19 protein-coding genes and 1 pseudogene are annotated in these 20,815 nt (G+C 70.7%); 9 read left to right on the top strand and 11 right to left on the bottom strand.

Going from position 1 to position 20,815, the window contains the following annotated elements; genetic code table 11:
• Positions 1 to 55: 55 nt before the first annotated feature.
• The gene (gene soxR / locus RPX00_RS43510; protein WP_406634667.1) at positions 56 to 523 is read right to left on the bottom strand and encodes a redox-sensitive transcriptional activator SoxR; all 468 of its coding nucleotides are present in this window, start codon (positions 521 to 523) and stop codon (positions 56 to 58) included.
• 97 nt (positions 524 to 620) lie between these two features.
• On the opposite strand from soxR, the gene RPX00_RS43505 reads away from it, so the two are divergent.
• Positions 621 to 1,181 carry an NADPH-dependent FMN reductase gene (locus RPX00_RS43505; protein WP_406634665.1) on the top strand — a complete coding sequence of 187 codons (561 nt, stop codon included), beginning with the start codon at positions 621 to 623 and terminating at the stop codon, positions 1,179 to 1,181.
• 113 nt (positions 1,182 to 1,294) lie between these two features.
• Here the strand turns inward: RPX00_RS43505 and RPX00_RS43500 are convergent, their stop codons facing one another.
• Positions 1,295 to 2,779, bottom strand: coding sequence for an FAD-dependent oxidoreductase (locus RPX00_RS43500; protein ID WP_406634664.1), 1,485 nt, complete (start codon positions 2,777 to 2,779; stop codon positions 1,295 to 1,297).
• Positions 2,780 to 2,835: 56 nt separating this feature from the next.
• On the opposite strand from RPX00_RS43500, the gene RPX00_RS43495 reads away from it, so the two are divergent.
• Positions 2,836 to 3,423, top strand: a complete 588-nt coding sequence (locus RPX00_RS43495) for a TetR/AcrR family transcriptional regulator (RefSeq protein WP_406634662.1) — start codon at positions 2,836 to 2,838, stop codon at positions 3,421 to 3,423.
• On the opposite strand, the gene RPX00_RS43490 is transcribed toward RPX00_RS43495, so the two are convergent.
• From RPX00_RS43490 to RPX00_RS43480, 3 genes and pseudogenes are all read right to left on the bottom strand, one after another.
• Positions 3,420 to 3,899 (bottom strand): hypothetical protein, encoded by a 480-nt coding sequence (locus RPX00_RS43490; protein WP_406634661.1) that lies wholly within the window; start codon positions 3,897 to 3,899, stop codon positions 3,420 to 3,422. The two genes, RPX00_RS43495 and RPX00_RS43490, sit on opposite strands and share 4 nt — an antisense overlap.
• 10 nt (positions 3,900 to 3,909) lie before the next feature.
• A pseudogene (locus RPX00_RS43485) lies at positions 3,910 to 5,241 on the bottom strand (ATP-binding protein); the annotation flags it as partial.
• A 59-nt stretch (positions 5,242 to 5,300) separates the two neighbouring features.
• Positions 5,301 to 5,981 (bottom strand): response regulator, encoded by a 681-nt coding sequence (locus RPX00_RS43480; protein WP_406634659.1) that lies wholly within the window; start codon positions 5,979 to 5,981, stop codon positions 5,301 to 5,303.
• 112 nt (positions 5,982 to 6,093) lie between these two features.
• On the opposite strand from RPX00_RS43480, the gene RPX00_RS43475 reads away from it, so the two are divergent.
• Positions 6,094 to 7,011, top strand: a complete 918-nt coding sequence (locus RPX00_RS43475) for a phosphatase PAP2 family protein (protein WP_406634657.1) — start codon at positions 6,094 to 6,096, stop codon at positions 7,009 to 7,011.
• Positions 7,012 to 7,018: 7 nt separating this feature from the next.
• On the opposite strand, the gene RPX00_RS43470 is transcribed toward RPX00_RS43475, so the two are convergent.
• Genes RPX00_RS43470 through RPX00_RS43460 form a run of 3 tightly spaced genes read right to left on the bottom strand, consistent with a single transcriptional unit; the run spans position 7,019 to position 9,931 of the window.
• Positions 7,019 to 7,993 carry a pirin family protein gene (locus RPX00_RS43470; RefSeq protein WP_406634655.1) on the bottom strand — a complete coding sequence of 325 codons (975 nt, stop codon included), beginning with the start codon at positions 7,991 to 7,993 and terminating at the stop codon, positions 7,019 to 7,021.
• A 20-nt stretch (positions 7,994 to 8,013) separates the two neighbouring features.
• Entirely contained in the window at positions 8,014 to 8,838 is an 825-nt protein-coding gene (locus RPX00_RS43465) for an alpha/beta fold hydrolase (protein WP_406634653.1), read from the bottom strand.
• A 10-nt stretch (positions 8,839 to 8,848) separates the two neighbouring features.
• On the bottom strand, positions 8,849 to 9,931 hold the full coding sequence (locus tag RPX00_RS43460; RefSeq protein ID WP_406634651.1) for a peptidase dimerization domain-containing protein: 1,083 nt from the start codon (positions 9,929 to 9,931) through the stop codon (positions 8,849 to 8,851).
• A gap of 72 nt (positions 9,932 to 10,003) precedes the next feature.
• On the opposite strand from RPX00_RS43460, the gene RPX00_RS43455 reads away from it, so the two are divergent.
• Entirely contained in the window at positions 10,004 to 10,924 is a 921-nt protein-coding gene (locus RPX00_RS43455; RefSeq protein WP_406634649.1) for a hypothetical protein, read from the top strand.
• 4 nt (positions 10,925 to 10,928) lie between these two features.
• On the opposite strand, the gene RPX00_RS43450 is transcribed toward RPX00_RS43455, so the two are convergent.
• Positions 10,929 to 11,396, bottom strand: a complete 468-nt coding sequence (locus RPX00_RS43450) for a MarR family winged helix-turn-helix transcriptional regulator (protein WP_406634647.1) — start codon at positions 11,394 to 11,396, stop codon at positions 10,929 to 10,931.
• A 132-nt stretch (positions 11,397 to 11,528) separates the two neighbouring features.
• Between RPX00_RS43450 and RPX00_RS43445 the strand changes: the two genes are divergently transcribed.
• The 5 genes from RPX00_RS43445 to RPX00_RS43425 all read left to right on the top strand — a co-directional run bounded on the left by RPX00_RS43445 (position 11,529) and on the right by RPX00_RS43425 (position 17,429).
• Complete coding sequence (locus tag RPX00_RS43445) at positions 11,529 to 12,710, top strand: FAD-dependent monooxygenase (RefSeq protein ID WP_406634645.1); 1,182 nt, start codon at positions 11,529 to 11,531, stop codon at positions 12,708 to 12,710.
• Between the two features lie 118 nt (positions 12,711 to 12,828).
• The gene (locus tag RPX00_RS43440; protein ID WP_406634643.1) at positions 12,829 to 14,661 is read left to right on the top strand and encodes an FUSC family protein; all 1,833 of its coding nucleotides are present in this window, start codon (positions 12,829 to 12,831) and stop codon (positions 14,659 to 14,661) included.
• Positions 14,662 to 14,735: 74 nt separating this feature from the next.
• Positions 14,736 to 15,503 carry an NPP1 family protein gene (locus RPX00_RS43435; protein ID WP_406634641.1) on the top strand — a complete coding sequence of 256 codons (768 nt, stop codon included), beginning with the start codon at positions 14,736 to 14,738 and terminating at the stop codon, positions 15,501 to 15,503.
• A 267-nt stretch (positions 15,504 to 15,770) separates the two neighbouring features.
• On the top strand, positions 15,771 to 16,967 hold the full coding sequence (locus tag RPX00_RS43430; protein ID WP_406634639.1) for a CaiB/BaiF CoA transferase family protein: 1,197 nt from the start codon (positions 15,771 to 15,773) through the stop codon (positions 16,965 to 16,967).
• Between the two features lie 33 nt (positions 16,968 to 17,000).
• On the top strand, positions 17,001 to 17,429 hold the full coding sequence (locus RPX00_RS43425) for a MarR family winged helix-turn-helix transcriptional regulator (protein ID WP_406634637.1): 429 nt from the start codon (positions 17,001 to 17,003) through the stop codon (positions 17,427 to 17,429).
• A 28-nt stretch (positions 17,430 to 17,457) separates the two neighbouring features.
• Here RPX00_RS43425 and RPX00_RS43420 read toward each other — a convergent pair whose 3' ends face one another.
• Positions 17,458 to 18,384 carry a LysR family transcriptional regulator gene (locus RPX00_RS43420; protein ID WP_406634635.1) on the bottom strand — a complete coding sequence of 309 codons (927 nt, stop codon included), beginning with the start codon at positions 18,382 to 18,384 and terminating at the stop codon, positions 17,458 to 17,460.
• 40 nt (positions 18,385 to 18,424) lie between these two features.
• Positions 18,425 to 20,800, bottom strand: a complete 2,376-nt coding sequence (locus RPX00_RS43415; RefSeq protein ID WP_406634633.1) for a CoA transferase — start codon at positions 20,798 to 20,800, stop codon at positions 18,425 to 18,427.
• Positions 20,801 to 20,815 lie beyond the last annotated feature (15 nt).

Below are 20,815 nucleotides of genomic sequence, written 5' to 3'. Positions count from 1 at the left end.
GCTCAGGCGTGGTCGTGCGCGCTCAGCGGCGTGCGGGTTCAGGTGTGGTGAGGCCTCATTCGTACTTCGCGCCGCGGTGGTCCGGGAGGCGTCGTGGGCCGGGGCCGTCTTGGCCTAGTTGGTCGTCTGGGTTGGCCAGGCGGCATTTGGCCAGGGACATGCAGCCGCAGCCGATGCAGTCGTTGAGCTGGTCTCGGAGCTGTTCCAGCTGGCGGATGCGCTGGTCCAGGTCGGAGCGCCAGCAGGACGAGATGCGGGACCAGTCGGCGCGGGTGGGGGTTCGGTCGTCCGGGAGGAGGGCCAGTACCTCGCGGATCTGCGCCAGCGGCATGCCCACCCGCTGCGACATGCGGATGAACGTGACCCGGCGCAGGGTGTCGCGGCGGTAGCGGCGCTGGTTGCCCGCGGTGCGCCTGCTGCGGATCAGGTTCTCGTCCTCGTAGAACCGCAGGGCCGACGCCGGTACGCCGCTGCGGCGGGAGAGTTCGCCGACGGTCAGTTCGGGCAGCTCCGTCTTCGTCATGCGGTCCAGCATAACTTGACTTAAAGGGAGGTTGAAGTTCGAGACTCTGTTCCGGAGGCGGGAAACCTGTTCTCGCCCCGGGAAAAAGGAGAAACACGTGTCCGAAGCTCCCGTCCGGCTCGCTGTGCTCGTCGGCAGTGCCAGGGAAGGGCGGTTCGCGCCCACGGTCGCGCGGTGGTTCGCCCGGCAGGCGGGCCGACACGGCGGGTTCGACGTGGATGTCGTCGACGTCGCCGAGATCTCGTTGCCGCTCGCCATGAACGGCGAAGGGGCCGCGCCGGTCTCCGCTCGGCTGGCGGCGGCGGACGCGTTCGTCGTGATCACGCCGGAGTACAACCACAGTTACCCGGCCGCGCTCAAGAACGTCCTCGACTGGTTTCGCGGCGAATGGCATGCCAAGCCGGTCGCGTTCGTGTCCTATGGCGGGATTTCCGGCGGGTTGCGGGCGGTGGAGCATCTCCGCCCGGTTTTCGCTGAGCTGCATGCGGTGACGATCCGGGAGACCGTGAGTTTCCACGGGGTGCACGGGCGGTTCGGCGAGGGCGGGGAACCCGTCGATCCGGAGGCGGAGATCGCGGCGAAGGCGTTGCTCGACCAGCTTGAGTGGTGGGCTCGTGCGCTGCAGGACGCTCGGGTGGCTCGGGCTTATCCGGCATAGCGGAACGGCGCAGGCCGCGGCGGGGCGGAAAGACGAAGGCTGCGGGGGCGGAAAAGGCGAAGGCTGCGGCGGGCCAAGGCTGCCTAGGTGGGCGGTGCTGGGGTTGATCCTGGCTAGCGTCCGGATTCCGGTTCGGGGCTGCCTAACTGGGCGGTGACAGCGGGGCGATGGTGTTGGCTGTCGCTGCCGGGTTGGTCCAGTGAGACCATCCATAGTGGACCAACGTGGGCAGCGGGCCGACGGAGCCGGACGCGGGCGGCGAGTCGGACTGGCCCGGAAGCCGGTCCGCGTGCGCCGCCCGGTGCCAGTTCGGCCAGCGTGGCTGTTCGCGGCGGACCGTCGTGCGCCGCCCGGCGGCAGTTCAGCCAGCCTGACTGTCCATAGCGGACCGTCGTGCAGAAGGCTGGGGCGTGTTCCGGGCGAAGGCCGACGCCGCCGAGATAGGCCGTGAGGCCGGAAAGGGCCGGGAATCGTTGCAGGGCTCGCATGGGGGTTGGCAGGCGGTTTAGGGTTCCGGCTAAAGCGGGGCGTAGCAGCATGTCGTGTTCGCCTCGTTGGTTGAACTGCACCGCTGCCGTGGGGAGCAAGCGGCGGCGGCGCACTGCGGCCAAGCGGGAAACTGGGATTTCCCCGCGCCGCAAGGGTTCCGCGAGCAAGCGGGCGGTGGCGACGGCGTCCTGCACTGCCAGGTTTACCCCGACACCGCCTACGGGGGACATCGGGTGTGCGGCGTCGCCGATGCACAGTGCGCCGGGGGCGTGCCAGCGTGGGAGCAGGCCCATGGTCACTTCTAGCAGCTTGACGTCGTCCCAGGAGCGGATGGCGGAGAGTTGCGTGGGCGTCCAGCCGAATAGCTCGCCTAGTCGGGAGCGGAAGTCTTCGATGGGGGCGGAACGCAGCTGCGCGTTGTGGCCGCGGGGGATGAGGTACGAGGTTTGGTAGTAGTCACCGCGGTCCATGGTGACTGAGGCGTATCCGGGGCCGAACCGGGCGAACACCCCCTGTTCGCCCGGTTCGGCTTTCGGCACTCGCACTTGCCAGACGTCCATCGGGACTTCCGATTCCTTGAGTGCGAGGCCGAGTTCTTGGCGGACTGTCGACCAGCGTCCGTCGCAGCCGACCGTCAGTGGGGCGGCTAGTTCGTGGATCGTGCCGGTTTCGTCGCGGTAGCGGACGCCGGTTACGCGTCCGGCATCTCGGCGGAGCGAAACCACCGAGGCACCCATGCGGAGGGAGAAAGCGGGTTCGTCGGCGCCTGCTTTGGCTAGCAGGCCCAGGAATTCCGACTGCGGCACCATGGCGATGTGCCGGTGCGGGCCGCGCAGTTTGCTGAAGTCGGCGGCGATCACGGTTTCCCCGCCGATGTCCATCTTCATCCGCTCCAGGACCGAACGCGACAGCGCGGCGAACTGGGGGCCGAGGCCCAGTTCGTCCAGCAGGCGCAGCGTGGACGGGTGCACGGTGTCGCCGCGGAAATCCCGCAGGAAGTCCTGGTGCTTTTCCAGCACGACGACCTCGACGCCGGCCCGGGCCAGCAGCAAGCCCAGCATCATGCCTGCCGGGCCGCCGCCGGCGATCACGCATCCGGTCCGTTCCATCGGGACCTCCAATCTTAGAGACACTCTAAGTTTAGAGTAACGCTAAGATTCACGCCATGACCGGGTTGCGGGAAGAGAAGAAGCGGCGGACCCGCCAGGCGCTGATCGAGGCCGCGCTCACGCTGTTCGACGAGCAGGGGTACGACGGCACGACGGTCGCGGAGATCGCCGCGCGGGCCAAGGTTTCTCCGGCGACGTTTTTCAACTACTTCGCCACCAAAGAGGACGTTGTCTTCGCTGACCAGCATCTTTACGACGAGGTGGTGGACGGTGTGTTCGCGGCGGCGGAAGCGGGCGGGCCGGTCGGCGAACTCGTGAAGAAGACCGTCCACGCGCTGGCGACGGCGGACGCGTGGAGCTTTCCGCTGGACCATCCGCTCACCGAGGTGCGCACCCGGCTGCTCGCGGCGGTGCCCGCTTTGCGCGCCGGCTATCTGCTGCGCAACTCCATGGTGGCCGACCGATGGGCGGAGAAGCTGTACGAGACGTGCGCGCCTCAGCTGGACCGGGTCGAGGCCGCCGCGTTGACCGGTGCGGTGCTCGGGGCGTTGGAAGCGGCGTTGCGGCAGGTGCCGGACGGGCACAGCGCGACGGAGGTCGTGCTGGCGGTTGTCGACCGGGTCGTGGCTGGGTTTGTGCCTTAGTTGCAGTAGAGGGATTCGAGTTTGGTGTCCGACGCGACCACGGTGATTCCCCTCTCGACGGACTGCCCGGACGCCACCAGCGAGGCGGACACAGTGCAAACCACCTGCTGCAGGCCGATCGGGTACAGCTGTTTCATCGATTCGGCGACGGTCACGGTCACGGGCTGGGCCGAGGTGTCGACGGTGACGTGCCTGCCGGGCGAAAGCATCGAGTAGAAGCCCTCTTTTTCTTCGAGGGCGGTCGGGCCGCCGAACAGTTCTGTCAGCACTGTCGTGGGGGTCGCGTCTCTCGCCCACGCCCGCTGCACCGGGCTGAGCTGGCCCGCGTAGACGAAGTAGAGCGTGATCTGCGGACGCGGCGTGCCCAGCTGGAATCCGGCGGGCGCGTTTCCGGCCGGGACTACGCCAGTCGGCTGGATGCCGCAGCCAGCGAGGGCAAGGATCGACACCAGGGCGATCCCCAGGACGCGTTTCATCGCTCCTCCTCGCGGTGCGGGGCAGGCGGAGCGTGAAGCGCGCTCCGTCGCCGGTGTTCGCCGCTTCGATGTCGCCGCCGTGCAGCCGGGCGTTTTCCAGTGCGATCGACAAGCCGAGGCCGCTGCCGTCGGAGCGGGCTCGCGAGGTGTCTGCCTTGGCGAAACGGTCGAACACCTTGGGCAGTATCTCCTCCGGAATTCCCGGACCGTGGTCGGTGACGGTCAGCAAGACCGTCGCGTCGTCGGCGCTCAGCTGGACCTCGACCGGCGGTGCGCCGTGGTGCAGGGCGTTTCCGACGAGATTCGCGATCACGAGATCGAGCCTGCGCGGGTCGGCGGGCACGGTGACGCTGGGCAGGTCGGCCGTCACGGAGTCGGTCCAGCCGCGGGCGGCGAGGGCGTTCGTCACCGCCTCGGCCAGGTCGACCTCCTCGACGCGCAGTTCGGCCCGTCCGGCGTCGAACCGGGAGATCTCGACCAGGTCCTGCACTAGCCGGGTCAGCCGGCGCGTTTCCGCCGACACCAGCCGAGCGGCGACGGCGGTGTCCGAGGGCAGCTGGTCAGCGTCCTCGTCGAGGACGTCGGTGACCACGTTCATCGCGGCCAGCGGGGTGCGCAGCTCGTGCGAGACGTCGGCGACGAACCGGCGCGCGTCGGCCTCCATCTCGCGCAGCGAGCCGACGGTGCGCTCCAGCTCCGCCGCGGTGTGGTTGAACGTGGTGACCAGCTGGGCCAGTTCGTCGGAACCCTTGGCGGGCAGGCGCACGTCGAGCTGTCCGTCGCCGAGTTTGCGGGCCGCCGAGTTCAGCGCGCGCACCGGCTGCAGCACCTGGCGCGCGGCCAGCAGCGCCAGCGCGACCGCGATCGGCAGGGCCAGCGCGGTCATCTGCCACGCGCGCGTCGCCAGCTGCTCGATCGCGGCCTGCTGGGCGGCCAGCGGGACCGTCTTGTAGACCTCGATGCCGGTGTGCTCCCAGTTCGTCCCCCGGTAGCGCAGCAGCGGCATGCCGATGTAGAGCACCGGACGGCCGCTTTCGACGACCCGCTGGAACTGGATGCTGGTCTCCTGTGCGACCGCGCGGCGCAGCGCGTCGGGCAGAATCGCCGGATCGAGCCCGACGCGCGAATGCAGCGAGCCGAAGACCACCGTCGTGATGCCCTTGAGCGAACTCGCCATGTTGTCGAGCTGCCGCTGGTCGGGCGGGAGGGTCAGCTGCGGCAGGTAGGTCGAGACCTCGTCGCGCAGCTGCACCATCGCCGGGTCCTGCACGCCGGCCAGGATCGTGTTGCGTGCGGACACGTAGCTCGCGCCCGCCGCCGCGCCCGCTCCGATCAGCGTCATCGCCGCGAACGCCAGGACCAGCCGCAGGCGCAGCCCGGACACCCACGACCGCAGGCGTTTCACGAGCGGCCGAACCGGTAGCCGAATCCGCGGACGGTCTGCACGTGGTCCGGCCGCGCCGGGACGTCCTCGATCTTCGCGCGCAGGCGCTGCACACAGGCGTCGACCAGGCGGGAATCGCCGAGATAATCGTGCCCCCACACCGAGGCGAGCAGCTGGCTGCGGCTGTACACCTGGCCTGGCGTGCGCGAGATTTCCAGCAGCAGCTTCAGTTCGGTCGGCGTGAGCGAGACCTGCTCGCCGTGTTTGCGCACCAGCATTCCGGCCCGGTCGATCACCAGGTCGCCGTGCTGTTCCGGGCCGGCGGCCCCGGGCTCGACGGCGGTGCGCCGCAGGACCGCGCGGATCCGGGCGTCGAGCACGCGCGGTTCGACCGGCTTCACGACGTAGTCGTCCGCGCCCGCTTCGAGGCCGGCGACGATGTCGAAATCGTCGCTGCGCGCGGTGAGCATGATGATCGGCACCTGGCCGAGCGCGCGGATCCGGCGGCAGGTCTCGAACCCGTCGATGCCGGGCAGCATGAGGTCGAGCACCACGAGGTCCGGGGCTCGTTCGCGCAGCTGCGCGACGCCGTCCTCGCCGGTCGCGGCGGTGTGCACCGTGTGTCCCTGACGGCGCAGCGCCAGCTCCATGCCCTCGCGGACGGACGCGTCGTCCTCGACCACCAACACCACTGCCACGGGGCCCATTATTCGGACTGCTCCCGGATTCGCGCGAGCCGGGCGGATCTTGTAGCGAAACCATGACAAAGCTCTGACGAGATCCCGAAATCCGGCGGCCAGGCTCGAAGACATGGCAGTGCTGACTCCTGAAACGCCGACGTCCGAAGTGCCCCCGTCCGCGCCCCGGCACGCGCTCGCCCCTCGCCGGCGTTCGCGGACCGCCGTGCTGGTCGCGGCCGCGATCGGGTTCGCGGGCGCGTTCGTCGTCGCCTACCTGCTGTTCGTGCGGACCGAGGCGGGGCAGCGGGCCGAGGACGGGGTCGTCCGGTTCGCGCAGAACCTTCCGCGGTCCACTGTGGACTGGGCGCGGCCGCTCGCCGGGCTGGACGGGGTCGTGTTCTTCGGCGCGGCCGGGATCGTCATCGTGCTGCTCGCGGTGGTGCGCAAGCGGTTCGCGCTCGGGGTGACCGCGCTGGTGCTGTACCTGCTGCCGATGGCCGCCGCGCAGCTGCTCAAGATCTACCTGCTGGACCGGCCGGACGTCGGTTCGGAGGGGGCGCCGCACCACAACAGCTTCCCGAGCGGGCACGTGAGCGCGGCCACCGCCGTGCTGCTGGCACTGGCCGTGGTGCTGCCCGCGCGGTTCCGGACCTGGGTGCTCGCCGTGGGTGCGCCCGGCGTCGCCTGGGTGGCCGCGGCGACCGTCGCGCTCAGCTGGCACCGCCTGTCGGACACCGTGGGCGCCTGCCTGCTCGTGGCCGCCGTGGTGTCGGCGGGCGCGGCGGTCGTCTCGGCACGGCGTCCGGACGGCGGGCGGATCCCGGTGGTGCCGACGGCGGTCGCCCTGCTCGGGCCGGTCGCGGTGGTGCTGGGCGGCTACGCGGTGCTGGCGTCGGCGACGTCGGCTCCGGCCCGGTTCGTGGCGGCGCTGGTGATGGCCGCGCTGAGTGCGGTGGCGCTGGTGCTGCTGGCGGCCGGGCCACTCCGGCGGGTGAACTTCGACCCGTCCGGGGCACGGAACCGGTTGAGCGGGGCTGAGCTTCGGTAGCGGCGTCTCACGACGGGTTGCGGCGCGGCTTGATCCGCACTGCGGGCAGCGGGGGAGCGGGCAGCCGCGCCGGGCCGCCGGGGTAGGGCTCGATCGCGCCGAACTGGTCGGAGTTCGCCTCCCACGCCTCGCGGTATTCGGCGATCTCGTCGTGGCTGCGGCCGACGAAGTTCCACCACATCAGGATTTCCTCGCCGAACGGCGGGCCGCCGAGCACGATGACGCGGGCCGGGGCGGTACCGGGGTTGTGCAGGTCGAGGGTGGTGGCTCCGACGCCGAGGTAGCCGAGTTGGGCCTGCTGCAGCGGGGTGCCGGCGAAGGTGATTTCTCCGGTGTCGAGCAGGACTCCGTGTTCGAAGGACGGGTCCGCGGCCAGGCTCAGCGTCACCCCCGGCTCGACGACGATTTCCGCGCCCAGCAAGGGAGTGAAGGTCTTCACCGGCGAGGTTTCCCCGGCGAGCGTGCCGAGGAAGACGCGGGCGGTGGCGCCGTCGAGTTCGGTGGCCGGCGGGGCGTAGTGCTGGAAGTCCCTGGCGGTGTGGCGGTGTTCGTCCGGAAGGGCGACCCACAGCTGGACGCCGTGCAGCGTCGTGGTTTCCGGGGTCGAGACCTCTTCGTGGCAGATGCCGCGGCCGCCGGTCATCAGGTTCAGCTCGCCGGGGCGGACCATGGCGTGCGAGCCGAGGCTGTCGCGGTGCTCGATTTCGCCGGTGAACAGCCAGCTCACCGTTTGCAGGCCGGTGTGCGGGTGCGGGCCGACGGACATGCCGCCGCTGACGGAGGTGTCGTCGGGGCCGTAGTGGTCGGCGAAGCACCAGGCTCCGATGAGGGAGCGCTGACGCTGGGGGAGGGTGCGGCGGACGGGCATCGCGCGCGGTCCGCCCAGCGGGACGGAGCGGGCGTCGAGGATCTCGACCTTGCCAGGAGAAACTGGGTCGCCGCCGCAGGTCAGTTCGGCCGGGTCGGTCTCGACGTTGCTCATGCCTGACACGATAACCGGCGTCAGCGGCCGAGGAGGTTGCGCAGCCAGTCGAGCGCTGTCGGCAGCGCGTTCAGCACCGAGATGTGCCCGTCGCGCGGGCGGAGCCACAGTTCGGCGTCCGGGAGATTCCGCAGGAGCCATTCGCTGTGGCTGGCCGGGACGATCCGGTCCTCGCCGCCGTGCACGAGCAGGACCGGGGCCCGCACGTCGGCGGCGGAGACTCCCCACGGCGTCGCGTAGGCGAGGTCGTCGTCGGCTTCGGCGGCTACATCGGAAGCGGCACCGGCGTCCTCGCCCAGCGGTCCCCACGTGCCGCGCAGGGCCGTCCAGTCCGCGTCGGTGAAGGTCGCCGGGTCGAATTCTTGCGTTTCTCCGTGCCGCAAACGGGTTTCGCGGCCTTCGCGCGCGGCGCGCAGCGAGCTGTCGTACGCCATTCCGGCGTACCAGTCGTAGTCCTCGGAGAAGGGCGCGACCGGCGCGAAGCACAGCGCCGCCGATACCCGGTCCGGCAAGGCGGCGGCGCAGGCCAGCGCGTGCGAACCGCCGCCGGACGTGCCGATCACGGCGAAGCGCGGCAGGTCCAGTGCGTCCGCTAGCCGGCGGACGTCCGTGGCGGCCGAGCCGATCGTCCGTCCGGGGTCCGGAGTGGACCCGCCGTATCCGGGGCGGCCGTAGGAAACGACGCGAAATCCCCGTGCCGCCGCGGCTTCGACCACGGGGGACAGCAGGCGGCCGGACTGCGGAGTCCCGTGGTGCCACACCACCGGGAAACCGTCGGTTCCGCTGTCGTGGACCCGGAGATTCCGGCCGTCCGGGAGCGGCAGGTCGGTGGTGATCGTCCCCATGCGGAGGACTCTAGCGGCCCCGCCGCGCGCGATCGGCGAAATTGTCCCAGGCCTGCCGCACCAGCGCGGGGTGCGCCAGGAGGTCCGACGCGGTCCTGGCCAGTGCGGACGCCGTCGCGAGCAGCACGGTCCGGGCCCGCGGCGAGCCGGTCGCCTCGGCGAACGCCCGGCTGCCGACCGCGCGCGCCGGGTCGAGGAGCGCGACCGACGGGTGGATCGTCGGCATCCGGACGCTCAGGTCGCCCACTTCGGCCCGGCCGGGGATCGCTGCCGTGCCCGAGGGCGACGCGTGGATTCCGCACGCGGCGAGATGCCGGGCGAAATGCCCGGAGAGCACCGGATTGTCCTGGAACCGCGCGTGAATCGGGCCGAACCGTTCGACGTTCGCCTTGGTCCCGGTCGCCATCGCGGCGCCTTCGGCGGCGGCGGTCAGCTCGGTGACCACCCGGCCGAGCGCTTCCGCGTCCGGGGCGCGCAGGCCGAACCGGGCTTCGGCGAAATCGGGCACGACGTCGGTGGATTCTCCGCCGTGCGTAACGATTCCTTGCACGGACGCACCTGCGGGCAGCCGGGCCCGCAGGGCGGCGATCGCGGTGAAGACCTGGATCAGCCCGGCGACCGCGTCGGTGCTGTCCTCGGGCGCTGGGCCCGAATTCCCGTGCACGGTCACCCGGAGTTCGGTCCGCGCGGCGAGCGGTGCGGCGGCCCAGGTGTGCACGCCGGGCTGGAAAGTGAGCACCGCGTCGATTTCGTCGGCGGGGCGGTCGGTGACGGCTATGGAACCGGATTCCAGCGTCCGGACGGTGGCGAGCGCGGCTCCGACGATCGACGCGGCAAGAAGGTTGTGCCCGAATTCCGGGAGCTGGTCGGGCGGGAGCAGCAGGGCCACGCACGGACGTCCGGTGCCGTACCGCGCGGTGCGGCCGGTCACCTCGAACCCGGCGGCGGCGAGCGGCCCGAGGTCCGGCGCCTGGTCGCCGGCGGGTTCGCGGGACAGCGCCCAGAGCCGCTCGGCGAGCAGCTCGATCTCGTGGTCGGTCCGGTCGTGCCGGTCCTCGTCGGACTCCATGCCGCCGAAATACCCAGCGGGCACGGATTCGATCCCAGCCGAAAGTGGGTAATTCGGCCGTGGGCGCGACGCCGCCGGTGCGCGATTGTCACTGGTATGACAGCGGGAAGCTACCGGGTGCTGCCGGCCGAGGTGTCGGCGATCGTGAAGAACGTGGAAGGCCTCGGCGCCTCGGCGTTTTCGGCCGTTCGCGACCTCGAGACACTCGTGATCGACGCCTTGTCGTTCGCGGGCATCGGCAGCGGGGTCGCCGCGGCGAACGCCTTGCTGCAGTCGAAACTCGTGTCGTCGCTCGGCGACTTCGTGAAGCTGATCGAACAGGTCAACGGCAAGGTGCAGCACGCTGCGCACAACTACGCCGACGCCGACACCGCGGTGGCCGAGGGCTACGGCGGCGGCACGGGCGGCGGTGGAGCAGGGGCTGGCGGCGGCGGTGCGGCTGCTGGGGGTGCCGCACCGCAGCAGCTGGACGACCGGGTCGTCGATTCGATCATGCGCTCCGAGGGCGCGACCGGCGAACAGGGCGGAGTGCGCGAGGCGTACGGCTTCCGCGAGAGCATGCACAACGGCTACGACCAGATCATGGCCGCCCGTCAGCGATACGGCCTCGGCAGCGCGGAGGAACGCGCCGTGGTCGCGCAGCTGATGACCGCGAACGCGCGGCACGCCGGCGCGCTGGAGTTCAGCGATCCGGGCACGCAGGCCGCGATCATGTCCGGCGCGCACATGCGCGGCGCGGGCGGCGTCCGGGCGATCCTGAACCACATGGGCGGCGCGGACATCGTGCAGAGCGCGCGCACGCTCGACCCGGCCGCGGTGCAGCAGCTGCAAAGCCTGTCGCCGCAGGAATTCCAGCAGCAGTTCCACGACGCGCGGATCGAATACGACCGCGAGGTCTACGGCGACACGACCACCCGCCAGAACGGGCACACGCAGAACTGGTGGGACCGCTACGGAAACGGCCTGACCCAGCGCTACGACCGCGAGCAGCAGGAGTTCCTGCGGCTGTCGCGGTAGTTCTTCAGTCCGCGTCGGGCAACTGGGCCGTCAGGTCCTCGACCAGCCGGGTCAGCAGCCGGTCGAGGACCTGGCGGTCTTCCGCTGTCCAGCCGCTCATCGCGTCGGCGAACCAGCCCTCGATGACCGCGACGTAGCGTTCGGCCGCGGCTTTCCCGTCCGGGGTCAGCTCGATCAGCCGGGCCCGCTGGTCGTCCGGATCGGCCACGCGCCGCACCAGCCCCCGGCCCTCCAGCCCCTGCACCTGCCGCGTCACGTGCGGTCCGACGACGTTCATCCGGTTCGCGATCTCGCCGATCCGCAGCGGTGCGCCCTCGATGTGCAGGATGCCGAGCACGCTCATCGCCGGCCGTTCCAGCGGCAGCCCGGTGGCCGCGACCGCGCGCTCGAACAGCTTTCCCCGGCGCAGCGACTCGCTCAGCTCGTTCAGCCGCGGAAGCAGGTCCCGGAACAGGGAAGGGGCGGCGGACATCGGGGCTCCTTGATTAGATACCTAACTTAGGTATATAGTTGGCTCGCCGGGAGCGCGGGAGGCGGTTCCGGCCGGTCTCGAAAACGATACCTAAGGTAGGCATCTTTCGCCTGCCGGGGGAAGGGGAGAACCATGAGCAGGAGTGTGCTGATCTCGGGGGCGAGCATCGCGGGCCCGGCGCTGGCGTACTGGCTGAACCAGTACGGCTTCGCGGTGACCGTGGTGGAGAAGGCGGCGGCGGTGCGCGGCGGCGGGTATCCGATCGACATGCGCGGCCCGGCGGTCGAGGTGCTGCGCCGGATGGGGCTGGAGGAGCAGGTGCGCGAGCGGCACATCGCCACTCGGCGGCTGTCGTTCCTCGACTCGGACGGCGGTGTCCTGAACAGCGTCGCACCGACCGCGATCACCGGGGACGAGGCCGGGTACGACATCGAACTGGCCCGCGGCGACCTCACCAGCCTGCTGTACGACGCGGTCCGCGACGACGTCGAGTTCCGCTTCTCGGAGTCGATTGCCGAGTTGGAAGACCGCGGCGACGCGGTCGACGTGACCTTCGCCAGCGGCCGGCGGCAGACGTTCGACCTGGTCATCGGCGCGGACGGGCTGCACTCGAAGACCCGCTCGCTGGTCTTCGGGCCGGAGGAGCGGTTCCACCGTTACCTCGGCTACTGCTTCGCCGGATTCACCATGCCGAACTACCTCGGCCTGTCGCGCGAGGGCATGTCCTGGGCGGTCTCGGGCCGGTCGGCGTCGCTCTACGCCGTGGGCGGCAACGACCAGGTGCACGGGTTCCTGGTCTTCACCCGCGCTGACGCGCCCTTCTCCGCGTTCGCCGACCCGGCCGCGCAGCGCGAGCTGGTCGCGAGCCGCTTCGAGGACTGCGGCTGGGAGGTGCCGCGGATGGTGGCGGCGATGCGCACGGCGGACGATCTGTTCTTCGACGTGGTCAGCCAGATCCACATGCCGGTGTGGTCGAAGGGGCGGGTCGCGCTGGCCGGGGACGCCGCGCACGCGACGTCGTTCCTGTCCGGACAGGGGTCGAGCCTCGCGCTGATCGGCGCTTATCTGCTGGCGTACGAACTCGCCGACGCTCCGCACGACGTCGCGTTCGCGGCTTACGAGAAGCGGTCGCGGGAGTTCGTGGAGGCCAACCAGGCGCTGGCGACGCAGGGGGCAGTGGTGATGTCGCCGCGCACCGAGGAGGAGCTGGCGGCGCGGAACTCGGCGTTCCGCGCGATGGACGGGCTGCCGGGGGAGTCGAGCCACGAGGTGCACACCATGCTGACGCTGCCGCCGGAGCGCGCCGCCGTCTGAGGTCGTGAGTGGCAATTCCGGTTCTAACCGGGGTTGCCGCGCACGAGGTCTTTCGCCGCTCACGAGGGCCGCGTGCGAGGCTACGCACGGGAAATGCGCGGTGACGGAACGGGGCGGGATGAACGCGATTGCGCGCGGCGGCGGGATGCTCGTGGCGATCCTGGTGGTCGTCGGCGGTACGGCCGGGCTCGGGGTGGCGCTCGGGCTCGGCGGGACGGCGGTGCTGGCCGGGCTGACCGCGTTGTTCTGCTTCATCGCCGCCACCGGCGGGCCGTTGCGGCCGGATCTGCTGCTGCTCGCGGCGTTCGCGCCGGCGGTGGTGATCGGCGGGGCCGGGCCGCGGTTGCTGGGCGAGGTGTCGCCGGTCGCGTCGATCGCGCTGCTCGTGCTGGTGGTGTTCGCGTCGGCGGTGGTGCCCGCGCTCGGGCCGCGCTACGTGACGGTCGGGCTCGGGCTCGGCATGGCCTCGGTGTTCGGGTACGGCTTTCAGCTGAGCGGGGCGGCCAGCCCGGTGCAGATCGTCTGTGCGCCGGCGCTGGCCGTCGGGGTCGTGTTCGTGCTGCGGCTGCTGATGGGGCTGAGCGATCCCGGCAAGCCGACCCGGACCGCGCTGGCCGACGCGCTCGCCGGACCGGATCGGGCGAGCGCCGAACGGGCGGTGCGGCTGTGGGTGACCGACCGGCCGCGAGCGTGGCAGGCGCGCGTGCTCGCGGGCGGCGCGCGCTACCACGGCACGGCGGCGGTGCTGCGGGACCGGCTGCGCGCGTTCGACGAGGACCAGGCCGTGGCGGTCTCCCGGGTGCTCGACGCCGCGGACGAACAGGTTGCGGCGCTTGCGGAAGCGGTGCGGGCCAAGGCTGTTTCGGCACCGCCGGAGATCGAACGGGTCGACGCCGAGGTCGCGCTGCCGGGGGATACCGCCGCGCTGCTCGACGAGGCTTGGGCCGGGTTGTTCGCGGTCCGGGAGGCAGTGCTGGCCCGCGACGAGTCCATTGTGGACTTCCCGCAGCATCTCGTGCGCGAGGCGCTGCGCCGCGAGGCGACCGGGGTGTTCTCGTGGCGGTCCGCGCAATTGCGGCACGGGGTGCGGTGCGCGCTGGGGATGCTGGTCGCGGCGGTGATCGCGACGTTCCGGCCCGGCGACCCGCTCACCGTGTCGTTCCTGATGACGACGTTCGCGCTCATGCAGCCGGAGTGGCGGGACACGCTGGCGAAGGCGTGGCAGCGCGCCGCCGGTGCGGTGGCCGGGGCCGTGGTGCTGGCGATCGCGCTGTGGCTGTTGCCGCCGGGTGCGTTGCTGCCGCTGGGGATTGTCGCGCTGCTCGTCGGGTTCCCGTTCATGCAGGTGCAGCCGATGGTGTTCAACGGCTGCATGGTGCTGATGAGCGTCGGGATGAACGCGACGACGCGGCATCTGGACGCGGTGTCGGTGCTCGTGGAGTACCTGCTGCTGGTGGCGCTGGCGGTGGTGATCGGGCTGCTGTTCGGCTTCGCCGCGGTGCCGGGCGTGCCGAAACCGTCGGTGGCGCAACGGTTTTCCGACGCCGTCGAGGAGACCGGCGGACTGCTCGCGTCGGTGGCGGAGCGGTTGCGCGGCGGCGGCGGGCGACGGGAGGTCGGGTTGCGGTTCCGCGCCGCGGCCCGGACCCATCAGGACCTGCTGAGCCCCGAGCCGGGCAGCCGGGAGCCTTCGTCGGAGCAACGGGAAGCTCTAGAAGAGGCCGGACAGGGACTACGCGGCCTCGCGGCGTCGGCGGGTGCCTTGCTGCAGCGGGACGAGCAGTCTCCAGCCATGGCGTCCTTCGCGGAAGCGGCGGCGGGTGCGCTGGCGGGGAGCGGGGAACTGCCGCCGCGCCCGGCCGACGTCGACGAGGAAGAACGGCTCCTGGCCGACCTGGTGCGGGCTGACCTGCTGCGTGTGCACCGGGGCGCGGAGGTGCTCGCGAGCTGAAGTGGTCCGTGCGGCCACCGGATGCTTCCCCCGCATACCTTCACCTTCCGCGTTCGCGGTGTCACCATCCGGACATGAGGAAACTCCCGATCGCCCGCGTCGCGACGGTGGCCGTGTGCACGGCGTTGTTGTTCCCGGTGTCCGCGGCGTACGCCGATCCGCCGCACAACCTGCCGCAGAACGCGAGCGGGTACGAGCAGACGTTCTCTCCCGCCTACGACTACGACGGCGACGGCTGCTACGCCACGCCCGCGATCGGCCCGGACGGCACGCTGGCTCCCGGCCTCAAGACCACCGGCGCGGTCAACGGCAACTGCCGCGACAAGTCGGACCTGGACAACTCCCAGACCTACTCGCGCGCCACCTGCAACCACGGCTGGTGCGCGGTCGTCTACGCGAGCTACTTCGAAAAGGACCAGGCGGTCGACGGCAGCGGCCTAGGCGGGCACCGGCACGACTGGGAGCACGTGATCTCGTGGATCGACCAGTCGTCGAACCAGGTCGAATACGTGACGACCACGCAGCATTCTTCGCAGGTGACCTACCCGCGTTCCCAGGTGAGCTTCGACGGCACCCACCCGAAAACCGTCTACCACAAGGACGGCCCCGGCACCCACTTCTTCCGCCTGGCCGACGCCCACGACGAACCCCCGGAAAACCACTACCACGACTGGCGATACCCACCCCTGGTCGGCTGGGACGGCTGGCCGTCGACGACCCTGCGGGACCGATTGATGGCCGCGGACTTCGGCGCCGCAACGATCAAGATCAGCGAAGGCCGATACCAAGACCTGCTGGAAAAATCGAAACCGGCCAACATCCCCTTCGCCCCACGCGGCTGACCGGCTGTGAGGGGACCCCTCACAGCCGCTGATTCCCTCAAGGAGTCCTTCACGGCCCTAGACCGCCGCCGATGCACTCAACTCAGCGAGGCACCCACACCACCCCCGCACCCCGATACGAAGCCTCCCTGCGGTCTGGGGGTGCTTGTCAAGGCATCTTTCCCGCCTTGACAAGCACCCCCAGACCGTCAGCACAATTCAGGCTTCGGGGTGCCCCACGCAACACAATCACCCGCAGCATTCCGGCCGACAGGCAGGATAAGCACCATGCACCCACCCCAGACTGCGCTCCCCCTGGACGGATTCACCGTCGTCTCCCTAGAACAAGCCGTAGCCGCCCCCTTAGCCACCCGCACCCTGGCCGACCTAGGCGCCCGAGTAATCAAGGTAGAACGCGCAGACGGCGGAGACTTCGCCCGAGAATACGACCACGTAGTCCACGGCACCGGCGCCCACTTCGTCTGGCTCAACCGAGGCAAAGAATCCCTAGCCATCGACCTCAAAACCGACGAAGGCCGAGACGCGGTAACCCGCCTCATCGCCCAATCCGACGTCTTCATCCAAAACCTAGCCCCAGGTGCCGCCGCCCGCCTAGGCTTCGACGCCGCTCAACTGCGGAAGAACCACCCAGAACTAGTAGCCGTAGACCTCTCCGGCTACGGAACCGGCGGCCCCAGGGAACAACGCAAGGCCTACGACATGCTGGTCCAAGCCGAAGCCGGTCTGATCGGCATCACCGGCACCCCGGACACCCCGGTCAAGACCGGCATCCCCACCTCCGACATCGCCTCCGGAATGTACTGCGCGCAAGCGGTACTGGCCGCCCTTCTGCGCCGCTCGCGGACCGGTCAAGGCGCGACAGTCGAGGTATCGATGCTGGAGGCGACCGTCGAGTGGATGGGCTACGCGATGTACAGCCAGATGTACTCCGGACGCCAGCCCGCGCGCATGGGACTGAGTCACGCCTCGATCGCCCCCTACGACGCATACCCGACGAAAGACGGTCAGATGCTGATCGGCGTCCAGAACGACAGCGGCTGGCGGACCCTGGTCACCTCGGTCCTCGAAGCACCGCATCTGGCCGACGACCCGCGCTTCACCACGAACGTCCAACGGGTGAAGCACCGCGCGGAATGCGACGCGGCCGTCGCCGCCGAGACCGCCCGATGGTCCACAGTGGAACTCGATGAACGGCTCGCGAATGCGGGAATCCCTGCCGCGCAAGTGAAACAGGTCGCCGACGTAGTGGCCGATCCGCAGCTGCGCGCCCGGGACCGCTGGCGCAAGATCGGCACCGAACACGCCACTGTGGACGCGTTGCTCCCGCCGGTGACGTTCGCGGACGTCGAGGCGCGGATGGGCGACGTGCCCGCGTTCGGGGCGCACACCCGTGCGCTGCTTGAAGAAGCCGGGGTGGACGCCGACGAGCTGCTGAGCCGGGGAATCGCCGCTGAGCCGCGTTGACAGTTGTATGATGCATCTCTAGCATCGGGGGACATGCCGGGAGAAGACCGCGACGGCGACGCCCTGGATGCTATCCACCGCGCGATGATCCTGTTTTCCCGCGGGTCCCGGGTGCGCTCGAACGAACTGTACGAGGGGCTCGGGTTCGTGCAGTACACGATGCTGTCCTCGATCGATCTCGCGGACTGCGCGCACGCGGCGGATCTCGCTCAGGAGTACGGGCTCGACCCGTCGACGGTGAGCAGGCAGCTGGCGGAACTGGAGACCGCCGGGCTGCTGATGCGCGGCCCGGATCCGAAGCACGCCCGCCGGCAGCGGCTGGAACTCACCGAAGCCGGGCACCGGGCACTGGCGATAACCCGTGCGGCGCAACGGGAACGGCTCGAAGCGCGGCTGCGGGACTGGCCGCACGAGGACGTGGTCGAGTTCGGGCGGTTGCTGACCAGGTTCGTCGGGCCCTAGCGGTCCTTGCCGGTCCACAGTGGACGGTTCAGCCGCGGCGGATCGGGCCGAGTTTCGCCGACAGGTCCTCGGCGAGATCGGCCGGGCGCGGCGGTCCGGCGGCGCGGTCGGCGGCCCAGGCCAGCGCGAGCCTGCTCGGTTCCCAGCCGTCCTCGTCGATCCGGACCAGCTTGAACTCCGGCGGCGAGAACATCCGGCCGATGAACGAAGCCGGCGCGTACGACACCAGCGCGACCAGCCGCCGGTTGAACACCTGCGCGGCCATTTCGAGTTCGCCGCCGCGCCCGCTGACCGCGCGGACGATGTTCCGGACGCCGCGGCGCGCGAGTTTCCGGGTCAGCGCGGCGAGGATGACCGGGTTCGGCCGGGCGAAGTCGATGACCACCTCGCGGTCGCGCAGTTCCTCGATCCGGACCAGGTCGCGGCAGGCGAGCGGGTCGTCCGCGCGGACCGCGATCGCGCCCTGGTACTCGGCGACGGTGCGGGCGCGCAGCCGCTGGTCCTCGACCGCGAGGTGGATCAGCCCGAGTTCCAGATGCCCGGACACCAGTTTCGCGGTGACCTCGGCGGCCGAACCGGCCACCTCGAAGGTCGCCGGCGCGGCCAGCCCGCCGACCGCGGTTTCGAGGTCTTCGAGCAGATCCGACGGCGCGTACGCGGTGGCGCCGACCCGGATCGGCGTGCCGTCCTCGAGGACTCCGGCCGCGATGTCCTTCAGGCCGTCGACCTGGCGCAGGATCGCCCGCGCCGGGCCGAGCAGCGCGTCGCCGAGCGGGGTGAGCCGGACCTCGTGGTAATGCCGTTCGAACAGCGGGCCGCCGAGTTCCCGTTCCAGCAGCTTGATCTGCTTGCTCAGCGGCGGCGGGGTGATCCGGAGCCGGTCGGCCGCGCGTTTGAAGTGGAGTTCGTCGGCGACCGCGACGAAGTACTTGAGCCGGGTGAAGTCGATCTCCATCGTCCAATGTCCAGCAGCGCGGCGGTCGGGTGCCCGGCGATCATACGGCTCGGGCGGCGGGTCCGGCCTGGTCGTCCGGGGCCTCCAGCACCCCGCGAGCGACGAGACCGGCGGTGTCCGCGACCCCGAGCCCGAGCAGTTCCGCCGCGATCTCGAAGGTCTGCTCGCCCAGCAACGGGGCCTGTCCGACCGGCGGATCGGCGACGTGCGCGGCGTGGATCTGCACGTTCTCCAGCACGTACGGCTCGTCCGCGTACGGGTGCAGCTCCTCCCGGAACGCGCGCCGCTCGCGGTACTGCTCCCACTCCGGCAGGTCGGCCGCGCGAAGCATGGCTCCGGCGGGAACTCCGGCTGCCTGCAGCAGATCCATCGCCTCGAACGGGGAATGTCGTTGCGTCCATTCGGTGACCGCCGCGTCGATCCGGGCCCGGGAGGCAGCGCGGCCGGTGCGCGTGGTCAAGGTCGGGTCGGCGGCCAGGTCAGGACGGTCCAGCACCGCGCACAACGCGCCCCAATCCGCGTCGTTCCGGACGGTGACGGTCAGCCAGTCGTCGTCGCCCGCGGCCGGGAACACGCCCCACGGCGCGTCGTGCGCGGGTTCGGTCCGGTGGTTTCCTCGGCGGGCGAGGTCTTCGGCGGCGATCCGGGCCGCGAAGTGGCTCAGCATCACCTCGGACTGCGCGACGCTCACCGCGCCGCCGTCGCCGGTCCGTTCGCGACGGACGAGCAGCGCCAACGCGGCCAGCGCACCGATCCGGGCGCACACGTGGTCCGGATAGACCGTGACGGCGTCACTGAACGTGCCCGGTTCGCCGGGATAGATCCATTCGCTGGTGAGCCCGGTCGCGGCGCGCACGAGCGGGCCGTAGCCGAGGCGCTTCGCCCACGGGCCGGTCGGGCCGAACGCCGAGCTGTCCACGACGACGATGCCCGGGTTCACCTCGGACAACGCGGCCCGGTCCAGTCCGAGCGAGTCGATGACGCCGGGTTTGAAGTTGGTCAGCACGACGTCCGACTGCGCGACGAGCCGCCGCACCAGCGCCTGTCCCTCGGGATCGCGCAGGTTGACGCCGATCGCGCGTTTGTTGCGGTGCCCGGCGGCGAATCCGTGCGACATCGGACCGGGCAGCGCGGCGCGGGAACCGTCGGGGAAGGCGGAGTTCTCGATTTTGATGACGTCCGCGCCGAGATCGCCGAAGAGCCGTCCGGTGTCGCCGCCGACGACGATCACGCCGAGGTCCAGGACGCGGATTCCCTCCAACGGCCGCCCTTCGCCGCGACGGGCGCGCGCGGCCAGGATCGGTGCGTCGCTGACTGATGCACCGGTGTCTGGACCGGCGACGGCGCGGTGTCCGTCGATTTCGGTGATTCCGGCCGGGACCGGCGCGACGAGTCCGGGGGAGAGTTCGGTGTCGCGGAAGAATCCGCGGGCGGTGAGCTGGTCGGTGTGCAGGGCTTCGGCGAGGGTGAGCACCGCGGCGGTGGGGACGCCGTGGCGCTGGCCTTCGCGTTCCAGCTCAGCCCGGGTCCGGTCGGCGAAGAACCGGCCGATCGCGGGCAGTAGGTCCGGCGAGGCGTAGCGTTCGCGGACCTGGTCGTACTTCGGGTCGGCGAACTGGGCCGGGCTGCCCATCCACTCGAACATTCCGCGCCACTGCCGCCGCGACAGCAGGCAGATTCGGAGATATCCGTCCTGGCAAGGGAAAATCGGGTACCGGTGGCGTTCTTCGGTGCGTCCGCGCGGCAATTCGCTCAGCGGCACTCCGGCGGCGGCGCTGCCGACCATGCCGAACGCGGGGTCGAGCGCCTGCATCGCGCCGTCGAGGACGGAGAAGTCGATGCGGTCGCCGCGTCCGGTGCGCAGCCGGTCCAGGTACAGGCTCACCGCCTGGAACGCGGCCTGCGCGGCGGCGACGTGATACGGCAGTTCGCCGGGCGGCAGCAGCGGTGCGCGGCCGGGGATGCCGGAGCGGGACAGTTCGCCGGTCAGCGCGTGGAACACCGGCGTGGTGGCCTGCCAGCGCCGCCGGGTGGTGGCGCGGCCGAAGTCGCTGATGGACAGGACGACCAGCGCCGGATGCCGGGTGCGCAGGCCGGGGACGTCGAGCAGTTCCTCGGCGGGCGAACCCGGCGGAGTGGTCTCGATCAGCAGGTCGGCGTCCCGCAGCAGTTGCTCCCAGCCGTGCGAGCCGGGGTCGGCGGTGGCGTGGGCGAAGCCGTGCCGGTCGATGGCGGTGCCGATCGCGACGCCGTCGACGATCGGGCCGGTGGTGCGTTCGCCGGTGACGCCGGGCAGGACGACCCGGGTGACGCGCGCGCCGAGGTCGGCCAGCAGCCGTCCGGTCACGGTCATCGGGCCGTCGGACAGGTCGAGCACGCGGAAGCCGGACAGCGGCGGGTCATAGGTGTCAGACAACGGAACCAGCCTCCT

The sequence above is a fragment of the Amycolatopsis sp. WGS_07 genome, from assembly GCF_045278895.1.
Lineage (GTDB): Bacteria > Actinomycetota > Actinomycetes > Mycobacteriales > Pseudonocardiaceae > Amycolatopsis.
This window is presented reverse-complemented; position numbering and strand designations above follow the sequence as displayed.

What these genes read in the sequence shown, in the direction of transcription:
- soxR (WP_406634667.1), bottom strand. Translation starts at nt 523, where the DNA reads ATGACGAAGACGGAGCTGCCCGAACTGACCGTCGGCGAACTCTCCCGC.
- RPX00_RS43500 (WP_406634664.1), bottom strand. Translation starts at nt 2,779, where the DNA reads ATGGAACGGACCGGATGCGTGATCGCCGGCGGCGGCCCGGCAGGCATG.
- RPX00_RS43495 (WP_406634662.1), top strand. Translation starts at nt 2,836, where the DNA reads ATGACCGGGTTGCGGGAAGAGAAGAAGCGGCGGACCCGCCAGGCGCTG.
- RPX00_RS43490 (WP_406634661.1), bottom strand. Translation starts at nt 3,899, where the DNA reads ATGAAACGCGTCCTGGGGATCGCCCTGGTGTCGATCCTTGCCCTCGCT.
- RPX00_RS43475 (WP_406634657.1), top strand. Translation starts at nt 6,094, where the DNA reads ATGGCAGTGCTGACTCCTGAAACGCCGACGTCCGAAGTGCCCCCGTCC.
- RPX00_RS43470 (WP_406634655.1), bottom strand. Translation starts at nt 7,993, where the DNA reads ATGAGCAACGTCGAGACCGACCCGGCCGAACTGACCTGCGGCGGCGAC.
- RPX00_RS43465 (WP_406634653.1), bottom strand. Translation starts at nt 8,838, where the DNA reads ATGGGGACGATCACCACCGACCTGCCGCTCCCGGACGGCCGGAATCTC.
- RPX00_RS43455 (WP_406634649.1), top strand. Translation starts at nt 10,004, where the DNA reads ATGACAGCGGGAAGCTACCGGGTGCTGCCGGCCGAGGTGTCGGCGATC.
- RPX00_RS43450 (WP_406634647.1), bottom strand. Translation starts at nt 11,396, where the DNA reads ATGTCCGCCGCCCCTTCCCTGTTCCGGGACCTGCTTCCGCGGCTGAAC.
- RPX00_RS43445 (WP_406634645.1), top strand. Translation starts at nt 11,529, where the DNA reads ATGAGCAGGAGTGTGCTGATCTCGGGGGCGAGCATCGCGGGCCCGGCG.
- RPX00_RS43440 (WP_406634643.1), top strand. Translation starts at nt 12,829, where the DNA reads ATGAACGCGATTGCGCGCGGCGGCGGGATGCTCGTGGCGATCCTGGTG.
- RPX00_RS43435 (WP_406634641.1), top strand. Translation starts at nt 14,736, where the DNA reads ATGAGGAAACTCCCGATCGCCCGCGTCGCGACGGTGGCCGTGTGCACG.
- RPX00_RS43430 (WP_406634639.1), top strand. Translation starts at nt 15,771, where the DNA reads ATGCACCCACCCCAGACTGCGCTCCCCCTGGACGGATTCACCGTCGTC.
- RPX00_RS43425 (WP_406634637.1), top strand. Translation starts at nt 17,001, where the DNA reads ATGCCGGGAGAAGACCGCGACGGCGACGCCCTGGATGCTATCCACCGC.
- RPX00_RS43420 (WP_406634635.1), bottom strand. Translation starts at nt 18,384, where the DNA reads ATGGAGATCGACTTCACCCGGCTCAAGTACTTCGTCGCGGTCGCCGAC.